17 protein-coding genes are annotated in these 23000 nt (G+C 69.4%); 8 read left to right on the forward strand and 9 right to left on the reverse strand.

The features are described 5' to 3' along the window. The first annotated feature begins 592 nt into the window (after positions 1-592). Positions 593-997 (forward strand): MarR family transcriptional regulator, encoded by a 405-nt coding sequence (locus EBE87_RS06925; protein WP_120637258.1) that lies wholly within the window; start codon positions 593-595, stop codon positions 995-997. Between the two features lie 123 nt (positions 998-1120). On the opposite strand, the gene cydX is transcribed toward EBE87_RS06925, so the two are convergent. The 5 genes from cydX to cydD form a co-directional block, all read right to left on the reverse strand. After that, complete coding sequence (gene cydX / locus EBE87_RS06930) at positions 1121-1231, reverse strand: cytochrome bd-I oxidase subunit CydX (RefSeq protein WP_120637259.1); 111 nt, start codon at positions 1229-1231, stop codon at positions 1121-1123. Between the two features lie 16 nt (positions 1232-1247). Beyond that, positions 1248-2402 carry a cytochrome d ubiquinol oxidase subunit II gene (gene cydB / locus EBE87_RS06935; RefSeq protein ID WP_120637260.1) on the reverse strand — a complete coding sequence of 385 codons (1155 nt, stop codon included), beginning with the start codon at positions 2400-2402 and terminating at the stop codon, positions 1248-1250. 6 nt (positions 2403-2408) lie between these two features. Beyond that, positions 2409-4007, reverse strand: a complete 1599-nt coding sequence (locus tag EBE87_RS06940) for a cytochrome ubiquinol oxidase subunit I (RefSeq protein WP_120637261.1) — start codon at positions 4005-4007, stop codon at positions 2409-2411. 73 nt (positions 4008-4080) lie between these two features. Continuing rightward, positions 4081-5772 carry a thiol reductant ABC exporter subunit CydC gene (cydC, locus tag EBE87_RS06945; protein ID WP_122139941.1) on the reverse strand — a complete coding sequence of 564 codons (1692 nt, stop codon included), beginning with the start codon at positions 5770-5772 and terminating at the stop codon, positions 4081-4083. Next, positions 5772-7448: a thiol reductant ABC exporter subunit CydD gene (cydD, locus tag EBE87_RS06950; RefSeq protein ID WP_120639272.1), complete on the reverse strand. Its 1677-nt coding sequence runs from the start codon at positions 7446-7448 to the stop codon at positions 5772-5774. The genes cydC and cydD overlap by 1 nt, the downstream gene beginning before the upstream one ends. 291 nt (positions 7449-7739) lie before the next feature. Here cydD and EBE87_RS06955 point away from each other — a divergent pair, with 291 nt between their 5' ends. From EBE87_RS06955 to EBE87_RS06965, 3 genes are all read left to right on the forward strand, one after another. Next, positions 7740-10088, forward strand: a complete 2349-nt coding sequence (locus EBE87_RS06955; RefSeq protein ID WP_120639271.1) for a xanthine dehydrogenase family protein molybdopterin-binding subunit — start codon at positions 7740-7742, stop codon at positions 10086-10088. Positions 10089-10102: 14 nt separating this feature from the next. Beyond that, the gene (locus EBE87_RS06960) at positions 10103-10567 is read left to right on the forward strand and encodes a GlcG/HbpS family heme-binding protein (protein ID WP_120639270.1); all 465 of its coding nucleotides are present in this window, start codon (positions 10103-10105) and stop codon (positions 10565-10567) included. Positions 10568-10637: 70 nt separating this feature from the next. Further along, complete coding sequence (locus tag EBE87_RS06965; protein WP_120639269.1) at positions 10638-11216, forward strand: YqaA family protein; 579 nt, start codon at positions 10638-10640, stop codon at positions 11214-11216. On the opposite strand, the gene EBE87_RS06970 is transcribed toward EBE87_RS06965, so the two are convergent. Together EBE87_RS06970 and EBE87_RS06975 are read right to left on the reverse strand one after the other, a co-directional pair. Further along, positions 11213-11680, reverse strand: a complete 468-nt coding sequence (locus EBE87_RS06970; RefSeq protein ID WP_120639268.1) for a peroxiredoxin — start codon at positions 11678-11680, stop codon at positions 11213-11215. The two genes, EBE87_RS06965 and EBE87_RS06970, sit on opposite strands and share 4 nt — an antisense overlap. After that, positions 11677-14646 carry a bifunctional [glutamine synthetase] adenylyltransferase/[glutamine synthetase]-adenylyl-L-tyrosine phosphorylase gene (locus EBE87_RS06975; protein WP_120639267.1) on the reverse strand — a complete coding sequence of 990 codons (2970 nt, stop codon included), beginning with the start codon at positions 14644-14646 and terminating at the stop codon, positions 11677-11679. Before EBE87_RS06975 ends, EBE87_RS06970 begins: the two co-directional genes overlap by 4 nt. A 17-nt stretch (positions 14647-14663) precedes the next feature. Here EBE87_RS06975 and EBE87_RS06980 point away from each other — a divergent pair, with 17 nt between their 5' ends. Next, the gene (locus tag EBE87_RS06980; protein ID WP_120639266.1) at positions 14664-17849 is read left to right on the forward strand and encodes a YhdP family protein; all 3186 of its coding nucleotides are present in this window, start codon (positions 14664-14666) and stop codon (positions 17847-17849) included. Positions 17850-17870: 21 nt separating this feature from the next. Here the strand turns inward: EBE87_RS06980 and tyrS are convergent, their stop codons facing one another. Next, entirely contained in the window at positions 17871-19094 is a 1224-nt protein-coding gene (gene tyrS / locus EBE87_RS06985) for a tyrosine--tRNA ligase (protein ID WP_120639265.1), read from the reverse strand. 71 nt (positions 19095-19165) lie between these two features. Between tyrS and EBE87_RS06990 the strand changes: the two genes are divergently transcribed. Further along, a complete protein-coding gene (locus EBE87_RS06990; protein WP_199707560.1) occupies positions 19166-20278 on the forward strand; it encodes an anhydro-N-acetylmuramic acid kinase in 1113 nt (370 codons plus the stop codon). Between the two features lie 55 nt (positions 20279-20333). Here EBE87_RS06990 and EBE87_RS06995 read toward each other — a convergent pair whose 3' ends face one another. Further along, the gene (locus EBE87_RS06995; RefSeq protein WP_120639263.1) at positions 20334-21002 is read right to left on the reverse strand and encodes an alpha/beta hydrolase; all 669 of its coding nucleotides are present in this window, start codon (positions 21000-21002) and stop codon (positions 20334-20336) included. Between the two features lie 384 nt (positions 21003-21386). On the opposite strand from EBE87_RS06995, the gene EBE87_RS07000 reads away from it, so the two are divergent. Both EBE87_RS07000 and EBE87_RS07005 read left to right on the forward strand, forming a co-directional pair. Next, complete coding sequence (locus tag EBE87_RS07000) at positions 21387-21893, forward strand: Rrf2 family transcriptional regulator (RefSeq protein ID WP_199707558.1); 507 nt, start codon at positions 21387-21389, stop codon at positions 21891-21893. Further along, positions 21890-22978 (forward strand): cysteine desulfurase family protein, encoded by a 1089-nt coding sequence (locus tag EBE87_RS07005; protein WP_122139942.1) that lies wholly within the window; start codon positions 21890-21892, stop codon positions 22976-22978. The genes EBE87_RS07000 and EBE87_RS07005 overlap by 4 nt, the downstream gene beginning before the upstream one ends. Positions 22979-23000: the final 22 nt, after the last annotated feature.

The raw sequence follows: 23000 nt of genomic DNA on the forward strand, positions 1-23000 counted from the left end.
GCATCGGAACGGCAAAATACCAGGTTTCGGGCATTGATCTCTGCGATTCGGCGGCAGGCAGGACATTTCCCCGGCGTTTCAGTCACGAGTCAGACAAGCCGAGTGTTACTGAAGTCAACGCTGGAAATAGCAGGGCAACCATGGGTGGATATCGTTAAACGAAACTGACAAGCGACTGTTTCCACGGCAATTCGTTTAAGGTTCGGCATCGAAACGGCATCCTCTCTTGCCGCTGCTGATGTCATGATTTGTGTTTGTTACGATTTGAAGCTGGACAAAAGCCCCGTAAAGCTCTTGCAATCCGCCCGGACCAAGCCGGCTCATGTGGCGTTGCAATAGCCACGTAACGGCTTACATAGCGCCGTATGTTCTACGCCTAATATGCTGAGGAAGGCCGATTTCGGTGGTAAGAGTTGTCAAGCCAACGCTGTCCCCGATCGCTTCAGACGCATCGCCGGCTGGAATTTCGATTCAGAACTAAGACTTGTTTCAAAAAAAAGACGACACCTTCTGCTGGGCCAACCAGCAGTCCTGTTTTTTCATTTCTCTGCCGGCAAAAGCTGCCGACCTCCTTCGACAAGGATGATATGCGATGGCCGTTCAAAACAGCCCGGACCAGCTGGTCGGGATCCTGCGTGACACAGTGGTGGCGTTGGTGCGCAGGGACGGGCATGACCTTTCGGCTCGGCAGCTCGGCGTGTTCCTGACCGTCTATCTGGGTGAGGGGCCGCATACCGTGCGTGGTCTTGCAGCGGCACTGAACGTGTCGAAGCCGGCTATCACCCGCGCCCTGGACCGCCTCGGCGAACTCGACCTCGCCAAGCGCAAGACGGACCCCCAGGACCGCCGCAGCGTGCTGGTGCAGCGTACCACCAAGGGCTCTGCCTTCCTGCGCGACATCCGCTCGGTGATGGTGGAAGCCGATAGCACCGCCCGCACCATGGTGGCGCCTTCTCTGCCCGCCAATACCGAGAGCGCGACCCGCCGCGCCGTCTGAAGCGGCGGGATTCAGTTCTACAACCTCTGGCTGTCCTCGCGACAGTTCTTGTACCAAAAACGGCTCCGGTGTTCCGGAGCCGTCTTTGTTTTCAGCGGCCACAGCCTGAGCCGGAACGCTGCCTCATTCTTCGGGGCGCAGTTCGCCGCTTTCCATCAGCTCGAACCACATCGCATTCAGAACGGCGAAGGCGTATGCGAGGGGAAGGCCCAGCAGCCACGCGAAGTACCACATCGCTTTCGATCCTTTCTCAGTAGACGGTTTCGCTGTTGCTGCGGACCATCGTCTCATCGACCTTGCCCCAGAGCACCCGGTAGACCCAGGTGGTGTAGGCCAGGATGATCGGCATGAAGACGACGGCGCCCACCAGCATGATGAACAGCGTCAGGTGGGAGGAGGAGCTGTCCCAGACCGTGAGGCTGGAGCGCGGGTCGATCGAGGACGGCAGGATGAAGGGGAACATCGACAGGCCGACGGTCGAGATGATCCCGAAGACCGAGAGCTTACTGCTCAGCAGGGTCAGCACCTCGCGCTGGCCGCGCATGCCCAGGAAGGCGCCCAGCGCACCCAGGAAGCCGAAGGCGGGCGCCACCAGCATCCAGGGATGCGCCGCGTAATTGGCGAACCATGCGCCGCCCTCGCGCACCACGCTCTTCAGCAGTGGGTTGGAGGGGCCGTCGGTAACGACCTGGCTGGTGATGCGGTAGCCATCCACGAAGAGCCACAGCGCCAGCCCGCCGAGCGCGAAGAGCACCACCACCGCCAGCGCCGCGATGCTGCCATAGGCACGGCCACGCGCCGCCACCGGGCCGCTGGCCTTCAGCGACAGCCAGGCGCCGCCATGCATCACCATCATGCTGAGCGACAGCAGGCCACAGAGCAGGGCGAAGGGATTCAGCAGCCCGAAGAAGGAGCCTTCGTAGCGGGCGAACATTGTGTCCTCGAAGCGGAAGGGCACGCCCTGCAGGGCATTGCCGACCGCAACGCCGAAGATCAGCGCCGGCACGAAGCCACCGATGAAGAGCGCCCAGTCCCAGCCATTGCGCCAGCGCGCCTCGGGCCGCTTGCTGCGGTACTTGAAGCCCACCGGCCGCAGGATCAGCGCCGCCAGCACCACGAACATCGCCAGGTAGAAGCCGGAGAAGGACACGGCGTAGAGCGGCGGCCAGGCAGCGAAGATGGCGCCGCCGCCGAGGATCAGCCAGACCTGGTTGCCTTCCCAGACCGGGCCGATGGTGTTGATGGCCACGCGGCGCTCCATATCGGTGCGCGCGGCGAAGGGCAGCAGGGCGCCGACGCCGAGGTCAAAGCCATCGGTCACGGCGAAGCCGATCAACAGCACGCCCAGCAGCCCCCACCAGAGGATGCGCAGCGTGGTGTAGTCGAGGAGTTCGTGCAGGATCATGACAGGTCACTCCGCCGGGAGGGGCGCGGGAATGCCGGCGCCCGGCTGCGGCACGTTGCTGCTGGGGCGGGGATTTGCGGGCTCGAAGGTCGGGCCCTTGCGGATGGCCTTGAGCATCAGGCCCATCTCTATGATGGCCAGCACGGTGTAGATCACCACGAAGCCCATGATGGTCAGCAGCACCTGGGTGATGCCGAGGTCGGACACGGCGGCGGCGGTGGGCAGCACGCCTTCGATGATCCAGGGCTGGCGGCCGAATTCGGCGACGAACCAGCCGCATTCGCTGGCGACCCAGGGCAGCGGGATGGCGAAGACGGCCACCCACAGCAGCCAGGGATGGGCATCCAGCCGGCGCCGGGCCGAGAGGTAGAAGAAGGTGCCGGTCAGCAGGATAAAGAAGACGCCGAGGCCGACCATGATGCGGAAGGTCCAGAACAGCGGCCCGACCTGCGGCACGGTGTCCCAGGCGGCCTGGCTGATCTGCGCGTCCGTGGCCTGGCGCGGGTCATCCACGTAGCGGCGCAGCAGATAGGCATAGCCGAGCTGGCGGGCATTGGCCTCGAAGGTCTCGCTCACCGCCTGCGGCACCTGGCTGCTGCCGGCCGCGCGGATGGCCTGCAGCGCGTCATAGGCCTTGATGCCTTCACGGATGCGCTCTTCCGCCAGCTTCACCAGGTCCACGATGCCGGGGATCTCGGTGTTCAGCGTGCGGGTGGCGATCAGGCCGGTCACGAAGGGGATGTGGATGGCGTAATGCGTCTCACGCGCTTCCTGGTCGGGGAAGCCGAAGGCGGTGAAGGGCGCCGGCGCGGGCTCGGTCTCCCACATGCCCTCGATGGCGGCCAGCTTCATCTTCTGGTGCTCGGTGGCCAGGTAGCCGCTCTCGTCGCCCAGCACGACGGCGGAGAGGGAGGCGGCGAGGCCGAAGGCAGCGGCCACGGTCATGGACCGCTTGGCCAGGGCGATGTGGCGGCCCTTCAGCAGGTACCAGGCGGAGACGCCCAGCACGAAGAAGGCGGCGCAGACATAGCCGGCCGAGGCGGTATGGACGAACTTCGCCTGCGCCACGGGGTTGAAGATGACTTCCCAGAAGTCCGTCATCTCCATCCGCATGGTCTGCGGGTTGAAGGCGGCGCCCACCGGATTCTGCATCCAGCCATTGGCGATCAGGATCCAGAGCGCCGAGAAGTTGGAGCCCGCCGCGACCGCCCAGGTCGTCGCTAGATGCCCTAGCTTCGAGAGCTTGTCCCAGCCGAAGAAGAAGAGGCCGACGAAGGTAGCCTCAAGGAAGAAGGCCATCAGACCTTCGAGCGCCAGGGGTGCGCCGAAGATGTCCCCGACATAGTGGCTGTAGTAGCTCCAGTTCATGCCGAACTGGAATTCCATGGTCAGGCCGGTGGCGACGCCGAGCACGAAGTTGATGCCGAAGAGCGTGCCCCAGAACTGCGTCATCTGCCGCCAGATGGCGCGGCCGGTGGTGACGTAGACTGTCTCCATGATGGCCAGGACGACGGATAGGCCGAGCGTCAGTGGCACGAAGAGGAAGTGGTAGAGAGCTGTCATCGCGAACTGGAATCGCGAGAGTGAGACGACGTCGAGTTCCATCCGATCCGCGCCGTGCTACGGCGTCCTTTCGGTGTTGTGGCGCCGCCAGGGAGACGACGCCGGGGACAGAGCCTCAATCCGGCCGGAGCTGTTCCAGCAGGGCGAGGTAATCGGGGGTGCCACGGCGGGCCTCGGCAGCCACGCGCCCGCCGCGCAGCAGCACCAGCCGGTCGGCCAGCTCCGCTTCCCGCCGCAGATGCGTGACGACCAGGGTGCCGTGGCCGGCAAGGCGCGGCCGCAGCCGCCCGAGCAGGGCAAGGGCGGTTTCGCGGTCCAGGCCTTCGGTGGGTTCGTCCAGCAGCCAGAGCGGCGCGGGGCGCAGCAGGGCACGCGCCAGCATCAGGCGCCGCGCCTGGCCGGAGGAAAGGCCGAAGCCGCCTTCGCCAAGCTGCGTCGCTAACCCATCCGGCAGCGCGGCCACCACGGGGCCGAGGCCTGCGGCCTCCAGCGCCTCCATCAGCTCGGCATCCGTCGCGCGCGGGGCGGCCAGCAGCAGGTTGCCGCGCAGGCTGTCCTGGAAGAGTTCGGTGCGCTGGCTCATCCAGACGGTGCGAGGCTGCCCGGAGGCCAGGGAAGCATGGCCGCCTTCGGCCACGATCTCGCCAGAGAGCAGGGACAGGAGGGTGGACTTGCCCGCGCCGCTTTCGCCGACAAGGGCGACGCATTCACCAGCGCCGACATCCAGGCTGAAGTCGTCGAGCACCGGCTGCCGGGCTCCGGGGTAGCGCAGCCGCAGGTGGCGCAGGTGCAGCGCCAGCCCGGCGGGTGCCACCGGCAGCGGCTGGGCCGGCGCCGCCTGTTCCCGCAGGCGCGGTGCCAGGCGCCGGGCGGCCAGCAATGCGCGGCCGAGTTCCAGTGCCCCGCGCCGCAGCGGCGCGAAGGCTTCCAGCACCGCCATGGCCGCCAGCAGCGCCAGGGCTGCAATGGGGGCCGAGATGACGCCCTGCGCGGCAAGGGGCGCGGCGATCAGCAGGGTTCCTACCAGCGCCGCCTGTCCCGCCAGGAACAGCAGTGCCGCGCCACGTGTCTCCAGCCGGTTCAGCGTGTCCTCGGCGGCCGCGAGGCGGGTATCGGCGGCCATGATCGAAGCAGCCTGGGCACTGGTGCGGCCGGCCATCAGCAGATCCACCTGCCCCTGGGCCGCATCAATGGCGCGCGAGCGCAGCGCCTCGATGGCAGCGGCGCGGCGGCGGCCGGGGCGCAGGGCCGCGCGGGCGATCCACCAGGGCAGCAGGCCGCCGGCCAGCGGCAGCAGCACCAGCAGCGGCCAGGCCAGCGCGGGCGCGGCCAGCCACAGCCCGGCCAGCACCGCCAGGGACACCAGAAGGGCAGCGGTCAGCGGCGCCAGCACGCGGAGGTAAAGGCTGTCCAGCGCATCGACCTCAGAGGTCAGGCGGAACAGCAGGCGGGCAGGGCGGCGCTGCAGGGCCTCGGCGCCCTCGGTGGTGGCGTGGCCACGGAACAGGCGCTCCCGCAGGCCAGCCAGCACGCGCAGGGTGGCGTCATGCGTCACCAGACGCTCGCCATAGCGGGCACCGGTGCGGACAAGCGCCAGCAGCCGGATGCCCGCGCCCGGGATGAAGACATCGAAGGCCAGGGCGGCGCTGGTAAGACCGGCCAGGGCAGTCGCGGTGATGAACCAGCCGGACAGGCCCAGCAGGGCGATGCCCGCCAGCAGCGTCATGGCCATCATGGCGGCGCCACCGAGCAGGGCGGAGCGCCGCTCCTGCCAGAACAGGGCCATGATCGGGGAAAGGGGCTTCATCACAGCGTCACCACACGGTCCATGCGGGCCGCCAGAGCGGGGTCGTGGGTGGCCACCAGCAGGGTCTTGCCCTGCGCCAGCCGCAACAGGCCATCGGTCACGGCAGCGGCGCTGTGCTGGTCCAGATGCGCCGTGGGCTCATCCGCCAGCACCAGCCCGGCGTTGGGGTTCAGCGCCGCGCGGGCGAGGGCGACCCGCCGGGCCTCGCCGCCGGAGAGCCCAAGGCCGCCTTCCGCCATCAGGCTGCGGAGGCCACCGGGGCGGCGGGCGACGATCTCGTCGGCGGAGGCCAGCCGCAGCGCCCCTTCCATCGCCCCGGCCGCAGGCTGTTCACGCCCCAGCAGCAGGTTGGATTGCAGGGAGCCGGCGAAGAAATGCGGCGCCGCGCCAAGCCAGGCCATGCGTCCGCGGGCGGTGGCGATGCTCTGTGCGTCGAGGAAGGCATCGTCGAAGAAGATGTCACCCTGGTCCGGCCGCAGCAGGCCGGCGGCCAGGGCCAGCAGCGTGGACTTGCCGGAGCCGCTGGGGCCAAGCAGCGCCACCTTCTCGCCCGGGGCGATCTCCAGGCTGAAGCCTTCCACCACGGGGGCGGTGGCGCCCGCGTGGCGGAAGCTGACGGCGCGGAAAGCCAGCCCGGCGGCGCCGGTGCGGGGCGCCGGGGCGGCGGCCTGGCCCTTCGCGGGCAGCAGTACGGCGCCAGCCGGTGCGGAGAGCAGCGGAGCCAGCCCGGCCAGCGCGGCCTCGCCGGAGGCGCGGTCGTGGTAGGCGGCAGCGAAGTCGCGCAGCGGCTGGAAGAACTCCGGCGCCAGCAGCAGCAGGAACAGGCCTGCCGCCAGATCCAGCCGCGCGCCCCAGGCGCCGAAGGGCAACTGGCCAAGCAGATGGAAGCCGATGAAGGTCGCCACCATGGCCACGCCCAGCGCGGCGAAGAGCTCCAGCACGGCGGAGGACAGGAAAGCGATGCGCAGCACGGCCATGGTGCGGCGGCGCAGTTGCGCCGCGACGCCGCGCAGGCGCCCGGCGGTGCCATCCACCGCGTCAAAGGCCCGCAGCGTGGTCAGGCCACGCAGCCGGTCCAGCAGGAAGCCGTTCATGCCGCTCATGGCCGACATCTGCCGGTCGGCGGCGTCGCGCGCCTTGATCCCGATCAAAGCCATGAAGATCGGGATCAGCGGCGCCGCCAGCAGCAGCGCCAGCGCCGCCACCCAGCTTGTCCAGGCGATCACCAGGAGAATGACGGGCGGCACGATGGACATGCGCAGCCGCGCGGGATGCCAGCGGGTCAGCCAGGGCAGCAGGGCTTCGGCCTGTTCCGCCATGCTGCTGGCGATGCTGCCGGAGGCGGGGCGGGACCGGTCAAAGGGTGAAAGACCGGGCAGGGCTTCCGCCGCCGCCTGCCGCAGGCCTGTCAGGATCGCCCGCGCTGCCCGGAAGGCACCGCGCGCCGCCAGGGCGTCCAGGCCGGCGCGAAGCAGCGCCAAGGCGCCGATGGCGATGGCAGGCCACAGTGCCTCGTCTGCCGAGGCCTCCGCGGCGATGCCGCCTACCGCCCGCGCCAGCAGCGCCGCCTGGGCAATCCAGAGCAGGCCGGCGACGGCCTGGAGCAGGCCGGCACGGCGGATACGGGACATCTCCCTGGGGAAGCGGGCTTCCAGCCTTGGCGTAGTCGCGGTCATGTCATTGGGCCGGAGTGGTTCTGTGCAGCTCTGCGCGGTTCGGCGCCCTGCTGGCGCCCGCACTCCTTTTCGCGGCTGGCCGGGGGCGCGTCTTTGACCTGGCGCAAAGGGAGGTGGCCGCGCCGCAATTCCCCAGCCCAAGCCAGGAAGGGCGCGGCGTTGCCGCTATCGTGGCCATCCAGGCGCCTGCCCTTGCCGCATCGCAGCGGGAAGGGGGGTCGCCACCCTGCCCGGTTGGGCCTAGATTCACCGCGACCCTTGTTCCCCGCCTGCCAACGGAGAGGCCCCTTCATGCCGGATTCTCTGCTTCCTGACCCGAGCCGCCTCAAGTTCGGCATCGGCCAGCCGGTCCCGCGCAACGAGGACCCTGTCCTGCTGCAAGGCCGGGGCCGCTATACCGATGACCTGCAGCTCCCCGGTCAGCTCTGGTGCGTGATCGTCCGCAGCCCCTATGCCCATGGCATCCTGAAGGGCATCGACACGGCGGCGGCGAAGGAGGTGCCTGGAGTCGTCGGCGTCTTCACCGCTGCCGACATGGCCGAATACGGCACCCTGCACTGCATGATGCCCTCGCCGGGGCTGCAGGATATCCAGCGCCCGGTGCTGGCTTCCGACAAGGTGCGCTTCGTGGGCGACCCTATCGCCTTCGTGGTGGCTGAAACCAAGGAAGCGGCCAAGGACGGCGCCGAGGCCGTCTTCCCCGACATCGACCCGCTGCCCGTCGTGACCGAGGCCTCGGCCGCTGCCGCCCCTGGCGCGCCGCAGCTTTACGATGACGTCCCCGGCAACCTGGTGCAGGACTTCCATTCCGGCGATGCCACCAAGGTGGCGGAAGCCTTCGCGGGCGCCGCGCATGTCACCCGGCTGAACCTGCGCAACAACCGCATCGTTGTCAGCGCCATGGAGCCGCGCAGCGCGGTGGGCGAGTACGATGCTGCCAGCGGGCGCTACACGCTGCATGTCGGCAGCCAGGGCGTCTTCGGCATGCGCAATGCCATCGCCAAGGAACTGCTGAAGGTCCCGAACGACAAGCTGCGCGTCCTGACCGGCAATGTCGGCGGTTCCTTCGGCATGAAGGCCGGCGCATACCCGGAATACATCTGCCTGCTGCACGCGGCGAAGGTGCTCGGCCGTCCCGTGAAGTGGACGGATGAGCGCACGGGCTCCTTCCTGTCCGACTACCACGGCCGCGACCATGAGGTGACGGCGGAACTGGCGCTGGATGCCGAGGGCAAGTTCCTGGCGGTGCGCCTGACCTCCTTCGCCAATATGGGCGCCTATCTCAGCAATGTCGGCCCGCTGATGGGCACCGCCGGCTTCGGGCGGAACGTGCAGAGCAACTACACGACACCGTTGATCGAGGTCTCCACCAAGAGCCTTGTCACCAATACGCCGCCGGTGACGGCCTATCGCGGCGCCGGCCGCCCCGAGGGCAACTACTTCATGGAGCGGCTGATCGAGGCCGCCGCGCAGGAGATGGGCATCAGCGCCATCGAGATGCGCCGGCGGAACCACATCAAGCCGGACCAGTTCCCCTATGCCGCCGCTTCCGGCAGCAAGTATGACGGCGGCGAGTTCAACGCGGTGCTGGACAAGGCGCTAGCCGCCGCCGACTGGGATGGCTTCGAGGCCCGCAAGGCGGAGAGCAAGGCGCGCGGCAGGCTGCGCGGCCGCGGCATCGGCAACTTCCTGGAGGCCACCGCGCCGCCGTCCAAGGAAATGGGCGGGCTGCGCTTCGGCGAGGACGGCAGCGTCACCATCATCACCGGCACGCTGGACTACGGGCAGGGGCACTGGACGCCCTTCGCGCAGGTGCTGCACCAGACGCTCGGCATTCCGTTCGACCGCATCAAGCTGGTCCAGGGCGATTCCGACAAGCTGATCGCCGGCGGCGGCACCGGCGGCTCCAAGTCGCTGATGGCCTCGGGCGCCGCCATCGTGGAGGCCTCGGCCAAGGTGGTGGACAAGGCGCGCATCGCCGCCGCCCATATGCTGGAGGCGGCCGAGGCGGATATCGAGTTCGACCCCCATGCCGAGGGCGGCGGGCGCTTCTCCATCGCCGGCACCGATCGTGGCCTGGACATCATGACCATCGCCGCCCGCCTGCGGGAAGCGAAGGACCTGCCGCCGGAGGTGCCGGATACGCTGGACGTCGACCATGTCTTCGACCAGGCGCCCTCCGCCTTCCCCAACGGCTGCCACGTGGTGGAACTGGAGGTGGACCCTGAGACCGGCGTGGTGCACTTCGACCGCTATGTCACGGTCAACGATTTCGGCGTGATCGTGAATCCGCTGATGGTTGAGGGCCAGGCGCATGGCGGCATCGTGCAGGGCATCGGCCAAGCGCTGATGGAGCGGACCAACTACAGCGAGGACGGCCAGTTCCTGTCGGGCTCCTATTCCGACTACGCGGTGCCGCGCGCCGTGGATGTGCCGAGCTTCGAGTTCATCTCCCACGCCGTCCCGGCCAAGACCAACCCGCTGGGCGTCAAGGGCTGCGGCGAGGCCGGTTGCGCCGGCTCGCTGCCCGCGGTGATGAACGCGCTGGTGGACGCTTTGAGCGAATACGGCGTGAAGCACATCGACATGCCGGCGACGCCAGAAGTGGTCTGGCGCGCCATCCACCAGCAGGCCGCCTGAAGGAGAATACGCTTATGCCCAACCCGCCCATCGGCTTCGCCCATGGCCTGACGCTCGCCGCCGCCAGCCGCATCGCGGAGGTCACCCTGGCCAAGGGGCGCGAGCTGGGGCTGGCGCCCCTGACCGTGGTGGTGCTGGACCAGGCCGCCCAGCCCAAGGCCCTGCTGCGGGAGGATGGCGCCAGCCTGCTGCGGCCGGAGATCGCCATGGGCAAGGCCTTTGGTGCCATGGCCCTCGGCTTCGGCGGGCGGGAGCTGGCGCGGCGCTCGGCCAAGATGCCCGGCTTCATGAATGCCTTCTCCGACCTCTGCGGCGGCCGTGCCGTCCCGGTGCCGGGCGGCGTGCTGGTGCGCGATGCCAGCGGCACCATCCTGGGTGCCGTCGGCGTCTCGGGCGATGCCTCGGACAAGGATGAGGTCTGCGCCGTGGCCGGGATCGAGGCCGCCGGGCTGGTGGCGGATACCGGCGATCCTGAATAACTCTCCACCTATACCAAATCGCTCAGGGGTGGCCCTTGCAGGGCTACCCCACGCATGGGATGGCCGGTGAATGCTGCGCGCCCTTTACGACTACGTGCTCCGGCTCGCCGGGCATCGCCATGCGGGAGCCTGGCTCTCGGCGGTCTCCTTCGCCGAAAGCAGCTTCTTCCCGATTCCGCCCGACGCCATGCTGGTGCCGATGTGCCTGGCACGGCCGGAGCGCGCCTGGCGCTACGCGGCGCTGTGCACCGTCTTCTCCGTGCTGGGCGGCATCTTCGGCTACCTGATCGGCTACTTCCTGTTCGAGGCGATCGCGCAGCCCATCCTCGCCGCTTATGGCCATGCCGAGGCGCTGGAGAGCTTCCGCGGCTGGTTCGCCCGCTGGGGGGCGGCGGTCATCCTGATCAAGGGCCTGACGCCGATCCCCTTCAAGATCGTCACGATCGGCGCCGGCGCGGCGGCCTTCGATCCCTGGGTCTTCCTGCTCACCAGCATCATCACGCGCGGGGCGCGCTTCTTCCTGGTGGCAGCCATGCTGCGCCGCTTTGGGGAGCCGGTGCGCGGCTTCATCGAGGAGCGCCTGACCCTGATCACCACCGTCGTGGCGGTGGCGATCGTGGGTGGCTTCGCGGCGCTGCGCTTCCTCTAGCCCAGCGCCTTCGCGGCCTTCAGCACCTCGCCGGCGTGGCCCGGCACCTTCACCTTGCGCCAGATGCGCGCCACCTTGCCTTCCGCGTCGATCAGGAAGGTGGCGCGCTCCATGCCCATGTACTTGCGGCCGTACATCGATTTCTCGACCCAGGTGCCATAGGCCCCGGCGGTCGTCTTCTCCGCGTCTGAGGCGAGCGGAAAGGTCAGGCTGTATTTCTCGGCGAATTTCTCGATCGGCTTCATCGGGTCAGGCGAGATGCCGATGACATCCAGCCCCAGCCCGCCCAGCGCCGGCAGCGCCTCCTGGAAGTCGCAGGCTTCCTTGGTGCAGCCGGAGGTATCCGCCTTCGGGTAGAAATACAGCACGAAGGGCCTGCCCTTCATGGCGGCCAGTGACACGGTGCGGCCACCGCTGGCCGGCAGTTCGAATGCCGGCGCCGGCAGACCTTCCTCGATGCTCATGCTGTTCCTCCGGAATCGAGGCGGCCCAGATGCCGCTCGAACAAGCTGCGCACCTGCTGCGCCCGCGCTTGCATCTGTGCCTGGAAGTCCGAGAGGTCAACCGCCGGGCGGTCCAGCAAGGGGGCGGTGGCGCGTTGCAGGGCGATGGCGGTGGCGGCGGGGAGGGTGCCGCCCTTCCAGCGCCCGACGGTCAGCCGCAGCAGGCCCAGGGTGGTGCGCCAGAGGCGGTCGGCGGCGATCAGGGCTTCGGCATCCTCGGGCGGCAGGATCTTGGCGCGCCCAAGGTTCTGCAAGGCCACACGCGTGGTGGGCGCCAGGATGCCGGGCTTCATGCGGGCATGCGCCAGTTGCAGCGCCTGGGCGATGAACTCCACCTCCACCAGCCCGCCGGGCATGGCCTTGATGTCCAGCGGGCCCTCGGGCGGCAGGTCGCGCAGCATGCGGGTGCGCATGGCCACGGCATCCGCCACGGCCTGCGGCCCGGCATGTTCGATCAGCGCCGCCTTGACCGCCGCGCCGATGCGCCGCCGCAATCCCGGCGGCCCCGCCACGCATCGCGCCCGCGTCAGCGCCATCCGCTCCCAGGTCCAGGCGCTTTCGGCGTGATAGCGCTCGAAGGCCGAAAGGGAGGTGGCGACCGGCCCTTTGCTGCCGCTGGGCCGCAGCCGCATGTCCACCTCGTAGAGCTTGCCTTCCGCTCCTGGCGCGGTGATGGCCGCCACCATCTGCTGCGCCAGCCGCGCAAAATAGGTGCTGGGGGGCAGCGCGCGCGGCCCGCCGGTGCTTTCCGAGACATCCTCCGGGTGGTCGTAGACCAGCACGAGGTCGAGGTCCGAACCGGGCAGCATCTCGCGCCCGCCCAGCTTGCCCAGCGCCACCACCGCCAGCGCGCCGCCGCGTAGCTTGCCGAAGCGGCGGGTGAAGTCGCCGGCCACATGCGGCAGCAGGGCGCCGATGGCGGCATCCGCCAGGTCGCTGCGCGCTATGCCGGCCTCGTCAGCATCGATCCGGCCTTCCAGGGCAGCGGCGTCGATCTCGAACTTGCCTTCGGTAACCAGGCGGCGGGCGTCCTCGAGCGCTTCCTCCATGTGGCGGGCATCTTTCACCAGGGCGGGCAGGCTGGTGCTGGCACCGTCCAGCATCTGGCCCGCGAGCAGCCCCTCCAGCGAGGCGGGGCTGAGCGCGAGATGATCCGCCAGTGCCGGCGCCGCACCCAGGATGCCAGCCACGCGCGACAGCAAGGCCGGGTTGCGCTGGAACAGCGAAAGCACCTGTACGCCGGCCTGCAGCCGGCTCAGCACCGTATCGAAGCGGGCCAGGGCCACGTCCGGTTCCCGCTGGCTGGCGAAGGCCGCCAGGATCGGCGGCGTCAGGCCACGCAACAGCGCCCGTGCCCGCTCGCTGCGCGTCGCGCGGGTCTGGCCATGCAGCCAGCTCCGGAAGCGGGCGGAAACCTTGGCGGGGTCGGTGAAGCCCATGGCGCCCAGCGCGCTCAGGGTCTCGGGGTCGTCCTGCTCCTCTTCGAAATGGAGGCGGTGGTCGGATGCCTCCTGCGGCGGCATGTCCGGCAGCGGCGCCCCGTGTTCGAACAACTCGGAATAATGCTTCTCGACCCGCGACAGATGGCGGGTCAGCGTCGTGGCGAAGCTGGCGGTATCGTTGAAGCCCATGAAGCTGGCGATACGGGCCAGGGCTTCGTCATCCTCCGGCAATTGCTGGGTCTGCCGGTCGTCCACCATCTGCAGGCGGTGCTCGACATCGCGCAGGAAGACATAGGCATCGGCGAGGTCGGCGGCGGCGCGGCGCTCAATCCGTCCGGCGGCGGCCAGGGCGGCCAGGGCGCCGAGGGTCGTGGGGTCGCGCAAGCCCGGGTCGCGGCCGGCCCAGATCAGTTGAAGGGCCTGGACAGTGAACTCCACCTCGCGGATGCCGCCGCGGCCGAGCTTCACGTTATGCCCGGCCACGCGCACCTCCTTATGCGCCCCGCGCCCGCTATGGGCAGCGTGGATCTGCCGCTTGATGGCGTGGATATCGGCCATCATCGCGAAGTCCAGGTGGCGGCGCCAGACGAAAGGGCGGATCTCGGCCAGGAAGCTGTCGCCGGCGGCGCGGTCTCCGCCGACCGGGCGCGCCTTGATCATCGCCGCCCGTTCCCAGTTCTGCCCCATTGATTCGTAATAGAGGATGGCGGTGTGGATGGAGACAGCCAGTGGCGTCGCCGCCGGGTCCGGCCGCAGGCGCAAATCGGTGCGGAAGACATAGCCATCCGCCGTGCGTTCCTCCATCAAGCGCACCAGGTCGCGGGCGATGCGAACGTAGACGGCGCCCGCGCGTTCAGTGTGGTAGGCTGCGGCCTCTGGGTCGTAGAGGACCATCAGGTCGATGTCGGAGGAATAGTTGAGTTCGCGTGCCCCCAACTTCCCCATGCCGAGGACGATCAACCCGGAGCCCTTGCTGACCAGGCGCGGGTCGCGTGTCGCGGCGCGGGGCAGGCGCAACTCGCCCCGGTTGGCGGCTTCGCGCAGCAAATGGGCACAGGCATAGTCGATCGTGGCTTCTGCCAGAGTGGAGAGCGCGCCGGTGACGCGGTCCAGCGGCCATTGGCCGCTCAGGTCGGCCAGTGCGATGATCAGCGCGGCCTGCCGCTTGGCCTGCCGCAGCAGCGCGGCCACGGCCGGGCGCGCGGCATCCGGGTCGGCGCGGCTGAGCGGGTCCAGCGCCAGTTCCAGCGCCGCATCGGCGCCGCGTTCGGCGAAGCGCAGCAGCGTGGCACTTTCGCGTTCCGCGAGCCCGGCGAGATACGGGCTGTGACCCGCCAGGGCGCCCAGCAGTGCCACCCCTCGGGCCGTTTCCGCGAAACGCCGTTCCGCCGGGCCCCGCGCGGCGAAGCCTTCGATGCAGCGGGCAGCGGCCTCGCGATCGAAGGGTGGTGGCAGGCAGGAGAATTCCGATGCGTCGTCCGGCATGATGGTGGAGCCAATCCATGCCGGGGCTGACCGGTCAAGCCTTTCGTGTGGGCGGGCGGGTCTGCAGCGCGCTGTTGCGTGCCGCCATGGCCCTGCTGCTGGTGGTGGGGCTCGGCCTGGCTGCGCTGTCCTGGCGGCTGGCCGAGGGGCCGATGCATGTCCCGTTCCTGACGCGGGCGGTGGAGCAGATGATCGCCCGCGGCGGCCTGCAACGGAATGTCGAGGTCTCCGACATCGTGCTGGCCTGGGACGGCTTCCGCGGCGGCGTGGCCTCGCCCCTGGCCGTGCGTGTCTCCGGCCTGCGGGTGCGGGATGAGACCGGGGCGCTGCGGCAGGAGCTGCCCGATCTCTCCGTCTCCTTTTCCCTGGCGCGGCTGCTGGTCGGCAATATCTCCCTGACCGAGGTGACGCTGCGCGACCCCGCCATTGTCCTCGAGCGGGATCAGGACGGCGACGTTTCCCTCGCCATGGGGCATCTGGACGATGGGGCCGATGCCGACCCCGCCAGCGGCAAGCTGCTGGAGGAACTGCTGGATGGCTCCGGCCTGTTCAGCGCCCTGCGCAGCATCGTCATTACCAATGGCAGGCTGACCATCCTGGACCGGCAGCTTCACCTGACCTGGCAGATGCAGGGCGTCGGCCTGACGCTGCGCCGGGTGGGCCGCGACGGCGCCGAGGGCGAGGGCGTCGCGCAACTGGTGCTTCCGGGTGGCGGCGGCACCGTGCCGGTGCGCCTGACAGGCAAGGCCAGCAACAAGGGCCCGCGCGTGGAAGGCAGGCTGGAGGTCCCGGCGCTGGAGCCGGCGCGGCTGGCCGGGCTGATGCCGGCGCTGGCGCCGCTCGGGCTGGTGAATGCCTCCGTCTCGATGGATGTCCATGGCCTGCTGGACGGCGGCGAGCGCGGCTCACCGCAGCTCACCCTCGGCCTGCGGGTGGGTGAGGGCAACCTGGCGCTGCGTCCGGGGGTGCGGGTGCCCTTCAAGGGCATGGAACTCCATGCCAGCGGCTCGCCCGAGGATCTGCGGCTGGAGCGGCTGGCCCTGACCTTGCCGCCGGTCCTGGGCCAGCCCCAGAGCGTGCCGCCGGTGATCAACGCCACCGGCCAGGCCGCGCTGCGCCAGGGGCGCTGGCGCGGCGACCTGGCATTGGCGCTGAACCGGATGGAGGTGAGCGCCCTGGGCGCCTACTGGCCCGCCGATCTCGCCGCCAATGCGCGCCACTGGGTGGTGGAGAATGTCACCGCCGGCGTGGCCAACGGCGGCAACTTCAAACTGGCCGCGGAATCGGCGGAGGATCTTTCCGGCTTCCGGCTGACCGAGGCCGCCGGCACCCTGCAGGTGGAGCAGGCGACAGTGCACTGGCTGCGCCCCGTGCCGCCGGTGGAGAATGTCACGGGCACCGTGCGGCTGGGCCTGAAGGAAGTGCTGGTTCAGGCCAATAGCGGCCGGCAGGCAGGCACGGCCCTGAACGCTTCCGGCGTCACCGTGCGGCTCTTCGCGCTGGACACGGATGCCGAGCAGATGGAGATCACGGGTCGGCTGCGCGGCCCGGTGGCGGATGCCGTGAACCTGATCCGCCACCCGCGCCTGAAGCTCTTCGAGAAGCGGCCGCTGGACCTGAAGCAGCCGGGTGGCCAGCTGGATGCCACCCTGCGCCTGGCCACGCCGTTGCTGGTGGATCTGCCGGCCGATGCCATTCGCGTCAGTGTGCAGGCGCATCTGACGGCGCTGCGGCTGGCGGATGTGGTGGCGGGGCAGGACCTGCAACGCGGCACCGCCGACCTGACGGTGGACAACGGCCGGCTGCGGGCCACGGGTGATGCGCAGGTCGGCGGCATCCCGGCCAAACTGAGCGTGGAGATGGACTTCCGCCCCGGCCCCGCGAACCAGGTGGTCGAGCGGGTGCAGGCCAGCGGGCGGACCGACATCGCCTCGCTGGAGCGCTTCGGGCTGGACCTGGAAGGGCTCGCCGCGGGCCCGGTTTCGGTGGAAGCGGTGATGGAGAAGCCGCGCAGCGGCGAGACGCGCGTGGACCTGCGCGGCGACTTGCAGGATGCCACCATGACCCTGACGCCCCTGGCCTGGCGGAAGCCGCCGGGGCAGCCGGCCACCGCACGCGCCGAGCTCCGCGCGATGGGGGAGAACCTGCGCTCCCTGCGGAACCTGCGGGTGGAGGCACCGCAGCTCAGCCTGCGGGGAGGTGGCAGCTTCACCCAGGATAACCGGCTGCAACAGCTGGACCTGGAGGATGTGGCCCTGGGCCGCAGCCGCTTCGGCGGCAGTCTCCGGGCCCCGGCAAGTAAGGGCGGTGCCTGGATGATCAGCCTGCGCGGGCCGGTGCTGGACCTGATGCCGGCCCTGACCACGGAGAAGCCGGCCCAGCTGGCGGCCGCGCCGCAGGCCAGGCCGGACCCTGATCCGCCAGCCGACATCGTGGTGGAAGGGCGCTTCGACCGTGTGCTTCTGGACCAGAACCGCTTCCTGACCGGCGTTCAGGGGCAAATCCGCGCCGATGGCTCCGGCACGCTGCGGCAGGGCCGGGTATCAGGGCGGGTGCAGAACAACGCGCCCTTTGATGTGGCGGTGACGCCGCGCGGCGCCGGGCGAGACCTGCACCTGACCTCAGAGGATGCCGGGGCGCTGCTGGCGGCCTTCGACGTGTTGCATCAGGTGCGGGGCGGCAGGCTCTCGGTGAACGCGCATTGGGCTAATAACCGGCCGGATGCGGTCCTCTCCGGCACCGCCGAATTGCAGGATTTCTCGGTGCTGGATGCGCCGGCGGTGGGCAAGCTGCTGCAGGCCCTGACGGTTTATGGCGTCTTCGATGCGGTGCAGGGGCCGGGGCTGGCCTTCTCCCACCTCAACGCACCGTTCTCGCTTTCCCCGCAGCGCCTGACGGTGCGGGATGCGCATGCCTTCTCGCCCTCGCTGGGCGTGACGGTGAAGGGCGAGATGAACCGGGTGGCGCGCAGCCTGGCCTTCGACGGCACCATTGTGCCCGCCTACGCACTCAACACTGTGCTGGGCCGCCTGCCGCTGGTGGGGCGGCTCTTTAGCCCGGAGAAGGGCGGCGGGCTATTCGCCGCCGCCTTCAAGGTCACTGGCCCGGTAGACAACCCGAATGTCTCCGTGAACCCCCTGTCCATGCTGACGCCGGGGTTCTTGCGCGGCCTCTTCGGGAGTGGGCAGCCAGCGGCGCCCTAGGGCACCGCTGGCCTGTAGGGCTCAGGCCTGCCGCACCAGCACATGCCGCTTGCGGCCGGCGGAGAGCTTCGCGGCGCCGTCCCGCAGATCCGCCGGCGTCACGGCCAGCGCCTCATCGGCAACCGGCTCGTCGTTCAGCCGCAGCCCGTTCTGCCGGATCAGCCGCCGGGCCTCGCCCTTGCTGGCGGCGAAGCCGGCCTGCACCGCCAGGTCGATCACCGCCGCCGGCAGCGGCGCCTCGATGGAGGGCAGGCTTTCCGCCGCCTGGCCTTCCTCGAAGGCGCGGCGGGCGGTCTCGGCCGATTGCGCGGCCGCCTCGGCGCCGTGCAGCAGGGCGGTGGCCTCGGTGGCCAGCACCTTCTTCGCCTCGTTGATCTCGGCGCCGCCCAAGGCGGCCAGGCGCTTCACCTCGTCCATCGGCAGCTCGGTGAAGAGCGCCAGGAAGCGGCCGACATCCGCGTCCTCGGTGTTGCGCCAGAACTGCCAGTAGTCGTAGGGCGAAAGCCGCTCGGCATTCAGCCAGACGGCGCCGGAGGCCGTCTTGCCCATCTTGGCGCCGGAGGCGGTGGTCAGCAGCGGCGTGGTGATGCCGAAGACCTCGGCGCCATCGGCGCGGCGGTTCAGCTCCACGCCCATGATGATGTTGCCCCACTGGTCGGAGCCGCCCATCTGCAGCCCGACGCCGTGGCGGCGGCGCAGTTCCACGAAGTCGTAGGACTGCAGCAGCATGTAGTTGAACTCAAGGAAGCTGAGCGACTGCTCGCGCTCCAGCCGGATGCGCACGCTGTCCAGCGTCAGCATGCGATTGACGCTGAAGTGGCGGCCGAAGTCGCGCAGGAAGGGGATGTATTTCAGCTCGTCCAGCCAGGCGGCGTTGTCCAGCATCACCGCATCGGTGGGGCCATCGCCGAACGTCAGGAAGGGCGTGAAGACCTTGCGGATGCCGGCCTTATTTTCCTCGATCTTCTCGTCCGTCAGCAGCGGGCGGGCGTCGTCGCGGAAGGAAGGATCGCCGATGCGGGTGGTGCCGCCGCCCATCAGCACGACGGGCTTGTGGCCGCATTTCTGCATCCAGCGCAGCAGCATGATCTGCATCAGGCTGCCGACATGCAGGCTGTCGGCTGTCGCGTCGAAGCCGATATAGCCGGGAAGAGGACCTTGCTGCATGCGGGCGTACAAGGCCGCCTCGTCCGTCACCTGGTGGATGAAGCCGCGCTCGCGCACGGTTTGCAGGAAGTCGTTCATCACGGCCTGACCTATTCTTTATACCCGGGGGACTTCCACCGGAGCCGCCGCCCTAGCACAGTGTGGCCATGCTGCGAACTATCGGGCTGATGAGTGGCACCTCGCTGGATGGCGTGGATGCCGCATGGGTAGAAACGGATGGTGAAAGGATCGGCCGCTTCGGCCCGAGCCTGACGCTACCCTATGACCCTGATTTGAGACGCGACCTGCGGCGGCTGCTGGACATGGCCGGGGACCTGCCGGCCGATGACCCCTTCCTGCTGGACTGCGAGCAGCGCCTGACGGAGCGCCATGCCGAGGCGGTGGAGAAGCTGGCGCTGGAAGCCGACCTGATCGGCTTCCATGGCCAGACCATCCTGCACCGCCCGGTGGCCGGCAAGCCGGGGGAGGGTCGCACCTGGCAGATCGGCGATGCCGCCGCCCTGGCGCGCCGCCTGGGCGTGCCGGTGGCGCATGATTTCCGCAGCGCCGACGTCGCGGCGGGTGGGCAGGGGGCGCCGCTGGTGCCGGTGTTCCACGCGGCATTGGCCCAGGACCTGCCGCGCCCCTTGGCCATCCTGAACCTGGGCGGCGTCGGCAATGTCACCTGGATCGGTGAGGATGGCCAGTTGATTGCCTTCGACACTGGCCCCGCCAATGGCCCGCTGGACGACTGGGCCCGCCGCGCCACGGGCGAGGATTACGACAGGGATGGACGGCTGGCACTGGCTGGCCTGCCGGATGGCGCCGTGCTGGGCCGGATGCTGGCCCACCCCTATCTCTCCGCGCCGCCGCCGAAGTCACTGGATCGCCTGGATTTCGACCGCGCGCTGCGAGAGGCCGGCGCCTGCGACCTGCCGCCCACCGACGGCGCCGCGACCCTCGTCACCTTCTGCGCCTGCGCCGTTGCCGCGGCGGCGCGACACTTTCCCATCCCGCCGAAGCAGTGGCTGGTGGCCGGCGGCGGCCGGCGCAACCCGGCCATGATGCGTGCCCTGGCCGGCGCGCTGCCGGAACCGGTGCGGCCGGTGGAGGTGGTCGGCTGGGACGGCGATGCGCTGGAGGCCCAGGCCTTCGGGGTGCTGGCCGCCCGCGTCTGGCACGGCCTGCCCTTGACCTTCCCCGGCACCACCGGGGCGCCGGGGCCGCTGGCCGGCGGGCAGCTCACGGGCGTCAATCAGCCGCTCGTTCCCATCGAGGCATAAAAAAAGCCGGGCGGCGTGATGCCGTCCGGCTCCTTTCACGCGTGAGGCGTGTGCTTCAGTCGGCCGCCATGGCCATCCGCGTGCGGTTCAGCATGGTCTTCACATGCTCTTCCGTCGCGTCAGCAACCTTCTCGGTCTGCTCAGGCGTGAAGACATGGCCGGCGGATTCCATGACGCGGTAGTCGATGGCGATGCCGCGCTGCGTGTTCAGCTTGTCCACCAGCTTGCGCACCGAGGGCTCCGGCACCAGCTCGTCGTCCTGTCCGTGCAGGATGAGGCCGGAGCAGGGGCAGGGCGCCAGGAAGCCGAAGTCATAGTGGCTGGCCGGGGCGGAGATGGAGACGAAGCCGCCCATTTCGGGACGCCGCATCAGCAGCTGCATCCCGACATAGGCGCCAAAGGAATAACCCGCGACCCAGAGCATGGAGGCATTCGGGTTGACAGCCTGGATGAAATCGAGCGCCGCGGCGGCATCCGAAATCTCACCGATGCCGCCATCATAGCGGCCCTGGCTGCGGCCCACGCCACGGAAGTTGAAGCGCAGGACCGAGAAGCCCATGTCCTGGAAGCGCCCGTAGAGCGCATGGACCACCCGGTTGTTCATGGTGCCGCCATGCAGCGGGTGGGGGTGAAGCACCAAGGCGACAGGCGCATTGGGCTGCTTAGAGTGGTGGTAACGACCCTCTAGCCGGCCATCCGGTCCGGCGAACATGACTTCAGGCATCGTCCCCTTGCGTCCAGTACGGTGGGCGCGGCAGCGCCCGGTTGGGAAACCATATGCCCGACCTCGCGGCATGCGAGGCCTGGCCTGCCCGGCCAGCGCTCAACACAATCCTGTCCCTTCAACGGCACAGCGGCGCTGGGCCGGGCGGTTGACGACATGGCACAGGATTAATAGCGTCCAACAACACGACCGAGATCGCTGAAATCGGACTCTTGAGATGGCCTTAGTGCCCAGGCAGGCTTCCTCCGCCCGGACACAGAACCAATATAGGCAAAGCGCGGCCGATTTCATAACACAATTACCGCACCGCCCACGTGAACGGGCTCGAAACCCTTGTTTCGGCTCAGGGGAGTGTTGGCGGATGGCACAAGGAAGAGTTCAGCCATGCGGCTGTCCACACGCGGACGATATGCAGTCATGGCCCTGGTCGAGCTTGCTGCACGGACCGCTGAAGATGCGGGCCTCGACGAGAGCCATGCATGCAGCGCGGAACAGCTAGGCAAATGCCGCCCGGTCAGCCTGACCGAGATCGCGACCGCGCAGCACCTTTCGGTCGCCTATCTGGAACAGATTTTCGCGCGACTCCGGCGGGCTGGCCTAGTGGCCTCGGCACGAGGGGCAGGAGGCGGTTACCGCCTGGGGCGTCCGGCCTGCGAGATCCCCATCGGCACCATCATTGAGGCCGTGGACGAACCGATCACCGCCACCCGCTGCGACGGCGAGGTGCCCGGTTGCCTGGGCGGGGCACCATGCCGCACGCATGACCTCTGGCACGAATTGGGCGAGCAGATCCGCCTCTTCCTGAACCATCTGTCCCTGGCCGATGTGGTGACCGGGCATGTTCTCGGCCGCGCCATGCCGCCGGCCGAGGCGCGTGAGAAGCAGCCATGACCGCTCTTTATCTCGATGCGAACGCCTCGGAGCCGCTGCAGCCTGAAGCCAGGGCGGCGATGATTGCGGCGCTCGACCTGCCGGGGAACCCTTCCTCCATCCATGGCGATGGCCGCGCGGCCCGGCGCGTGCTGGAACAGGCACGCGCCCAGGTGGCGGCCCGCTTCGGCTGCCGCCCGCGAGATGTGGTCTTCACCTCCGGGGCGACGGAGGCGAATGCGCTGGCGATCCATGGCCTCGGTGCCGGCCGGCGGGTGCTGGCGGGCGCGACGGAGCATCCCGCCGTGCTGCGCGCCGCCCCCGGCCTGGAGCTGATCCCGGTTCAGCCGGATGGCCAGATGGACCTGGAGGCGCTGGATGCCGCGCTGGCGAGCGGCCCTCCCGCGCTGGTCTGCGCCATGGCCGCCAACAACGAAACCGGCGTGCTGCACCCGCTGCTGGACATCATGCTGCTGTGCCAGCGCCATGGCGCGTTGCTGCATATCGACGCGGTGCAGGCCGCTGGCCGCCTGCCGCTTTCCCTTGTGGAGAGCGGGGCGGATTCGCTGGCGCTCTCCGCGCACAAGATGGGTGGCCCCAAGGGGGCCGGTGCCCTGCTGCTGCGCCCGGGACTTGACCCGGCGGCCCTGCTGCCAGGCGGGGGCCAGGAGCGGGGGCGCCGTGGCGGCACCGAGGCGCTGCCGGCCATCGCCGGCTTCGGCGCGGCGGCGGAGGCCGCCGACCCTGCCGCGGCCAGCCGGCTCGCGGCGCTGCGCGATGCCATCGAGGCCGGGGCGGGCCTGCCGGTCATTGGCGCCGGGGCGCCACGCCTGCCGAATACCTCCTGCCTGCTGCTGCCCGGCGCCCCCGCGGAGACGCAGGTGATCGCGCTGGACTTGGCCGGCCTGCGTGTTTCCTCCGGCTCGGCCTGCTCTTCCGGCAAGGTGGCGGCCAGCCATGTGCTGCTGGCCATGGGCGTGGCGCCGGAGCAGGCGGGCTGCGCTATCCGTGTCTCGCTGCCCTGGAACGCGCCGGAGGATGCAGCGGAGCGTTTCCTGGAGGTCCATGCCGCCATGCGTGCCCGGCTTGCCCGCCGCGCCGCATGACCTTTGAACCCGCGGGCCCGCG

This window comes from Teichococcus wenyumeiae (genome assembly GCF_003696345.1).
In the GTDB taxonomy this organism is placed as follows: Bacteria; Pseudomonadota; Alphaproteobacteria; order Acetobacterales; family Acetobacteraceae; genus Pseudoroseomonas; species Pseudoroseomonas wenyumeiae.

Coding starts and splice junctions, on each gene's coding strand:
- EBE87_RS06925 (WP_120637258.1), top strand. CDS start 593: ATGGCCGTTCAAAACAGCCCGGACCAGCTGGTCGGGATCCTGCGTGAC.
- cydX (WP_120637259.1), bottom strand. CDS start 1,231: ATGTGGTACTTCGCGTGGCTGCTGGGCCTTCCCCTCGCATACGCCTTC.
- cydB (WP_120637260.1), bottom strand. CDS start 2,402: ATGATCCTGCACGAACTCCTCGACTACACCACGCTGCGCATCCTCTGG.
- EBE87_RS06940 (WP_120637261.1), bottom strand. CDS start 4,007: ATGGAACTCGACGTCGTCTCACTCTCGCGATTCCAGTTCGCGATGACA.
- cydC (WP_122139941.1), bottom strand. CDS start 5,772: ATGAAGCCCCTTTCCCCGATCATGGCCCTGTTCTGGCAGGAGCGGCGC.
- cydD (WP_120639272.1), bottom strand. CDS start 7,448: ATGACCGCGACTACGCCAAGGCTGGAAGCCCGCTTCCCCAGGGAGATG.
- EBE87_RS06955 (WP_120639271.1), top strand. CDS start 7,740: ATGCCGGATTCTCTGCTTCCTGACCCGAGCCGCCTCAAGTTCGGCATC.
- EBE87_RS06960 (WP_120639270.1), top strand. CDS start 10,103: ATGCCCAACCCGCCCATCGGCTTCGCCCATGGCCTGACGCTCGCCGCC.
- EBE87_RS06965 (WP_120639269.1), top strand. CDS start 10,638: ATGCTGCGCGCCCTTTACGACTACGTGCTCCGGCTCGCCGGGCATCGC.
- EBE87_RS06970 (WP_120639268.1), bottom strand. CDS start 11,680: ATGAGCATCGAGGAAGGTCTGCCGGCGCCGGCATTCGAACTGCCGGCC.
- EBE87_RS06975 (WP_120639267.1), bottom strand. CDS start 14,646: ATGCCGGACGACGCATCGGAATTCTCCTGCCTGCCACCACCCTTCGAT.
- EBE87_RS06980 (WP_120639266.1), top strand. CDS start 14,664: ATGCCGGGGCTGACCGGTCAAGCCTTTCGTGTGGGCGGGCGGGTCTGC.
- tyrS (WP_120639265.1), bottom strand. CDS start 19,094: ATGAACGACTTCCTGCAAACCGTGCGCGAGCGCGGCTTCATCCACCAG.
- EBE87_RS06995 (WP_120639263.1), bottom strand. CDS start 21,002: ATGCCTGAAGTCATGTTCGCCGGACCGGATGGCCGGCTAGAGGGTCGT.
- EBE87_RS07000 (WP_199707558.1), top strand. CDS start 21,387: ATGCGGCTGTCCACACGCGGACGATATGCAGTCATGGCCCTGGTCGAG.
- EBE87_RS07005 (WP_122139942.1), top strand. CDS start 21,890: ATGACCGCTCTTTATCTCGATGCGAACGCCTCGGAGCCGCTGCAGCCT.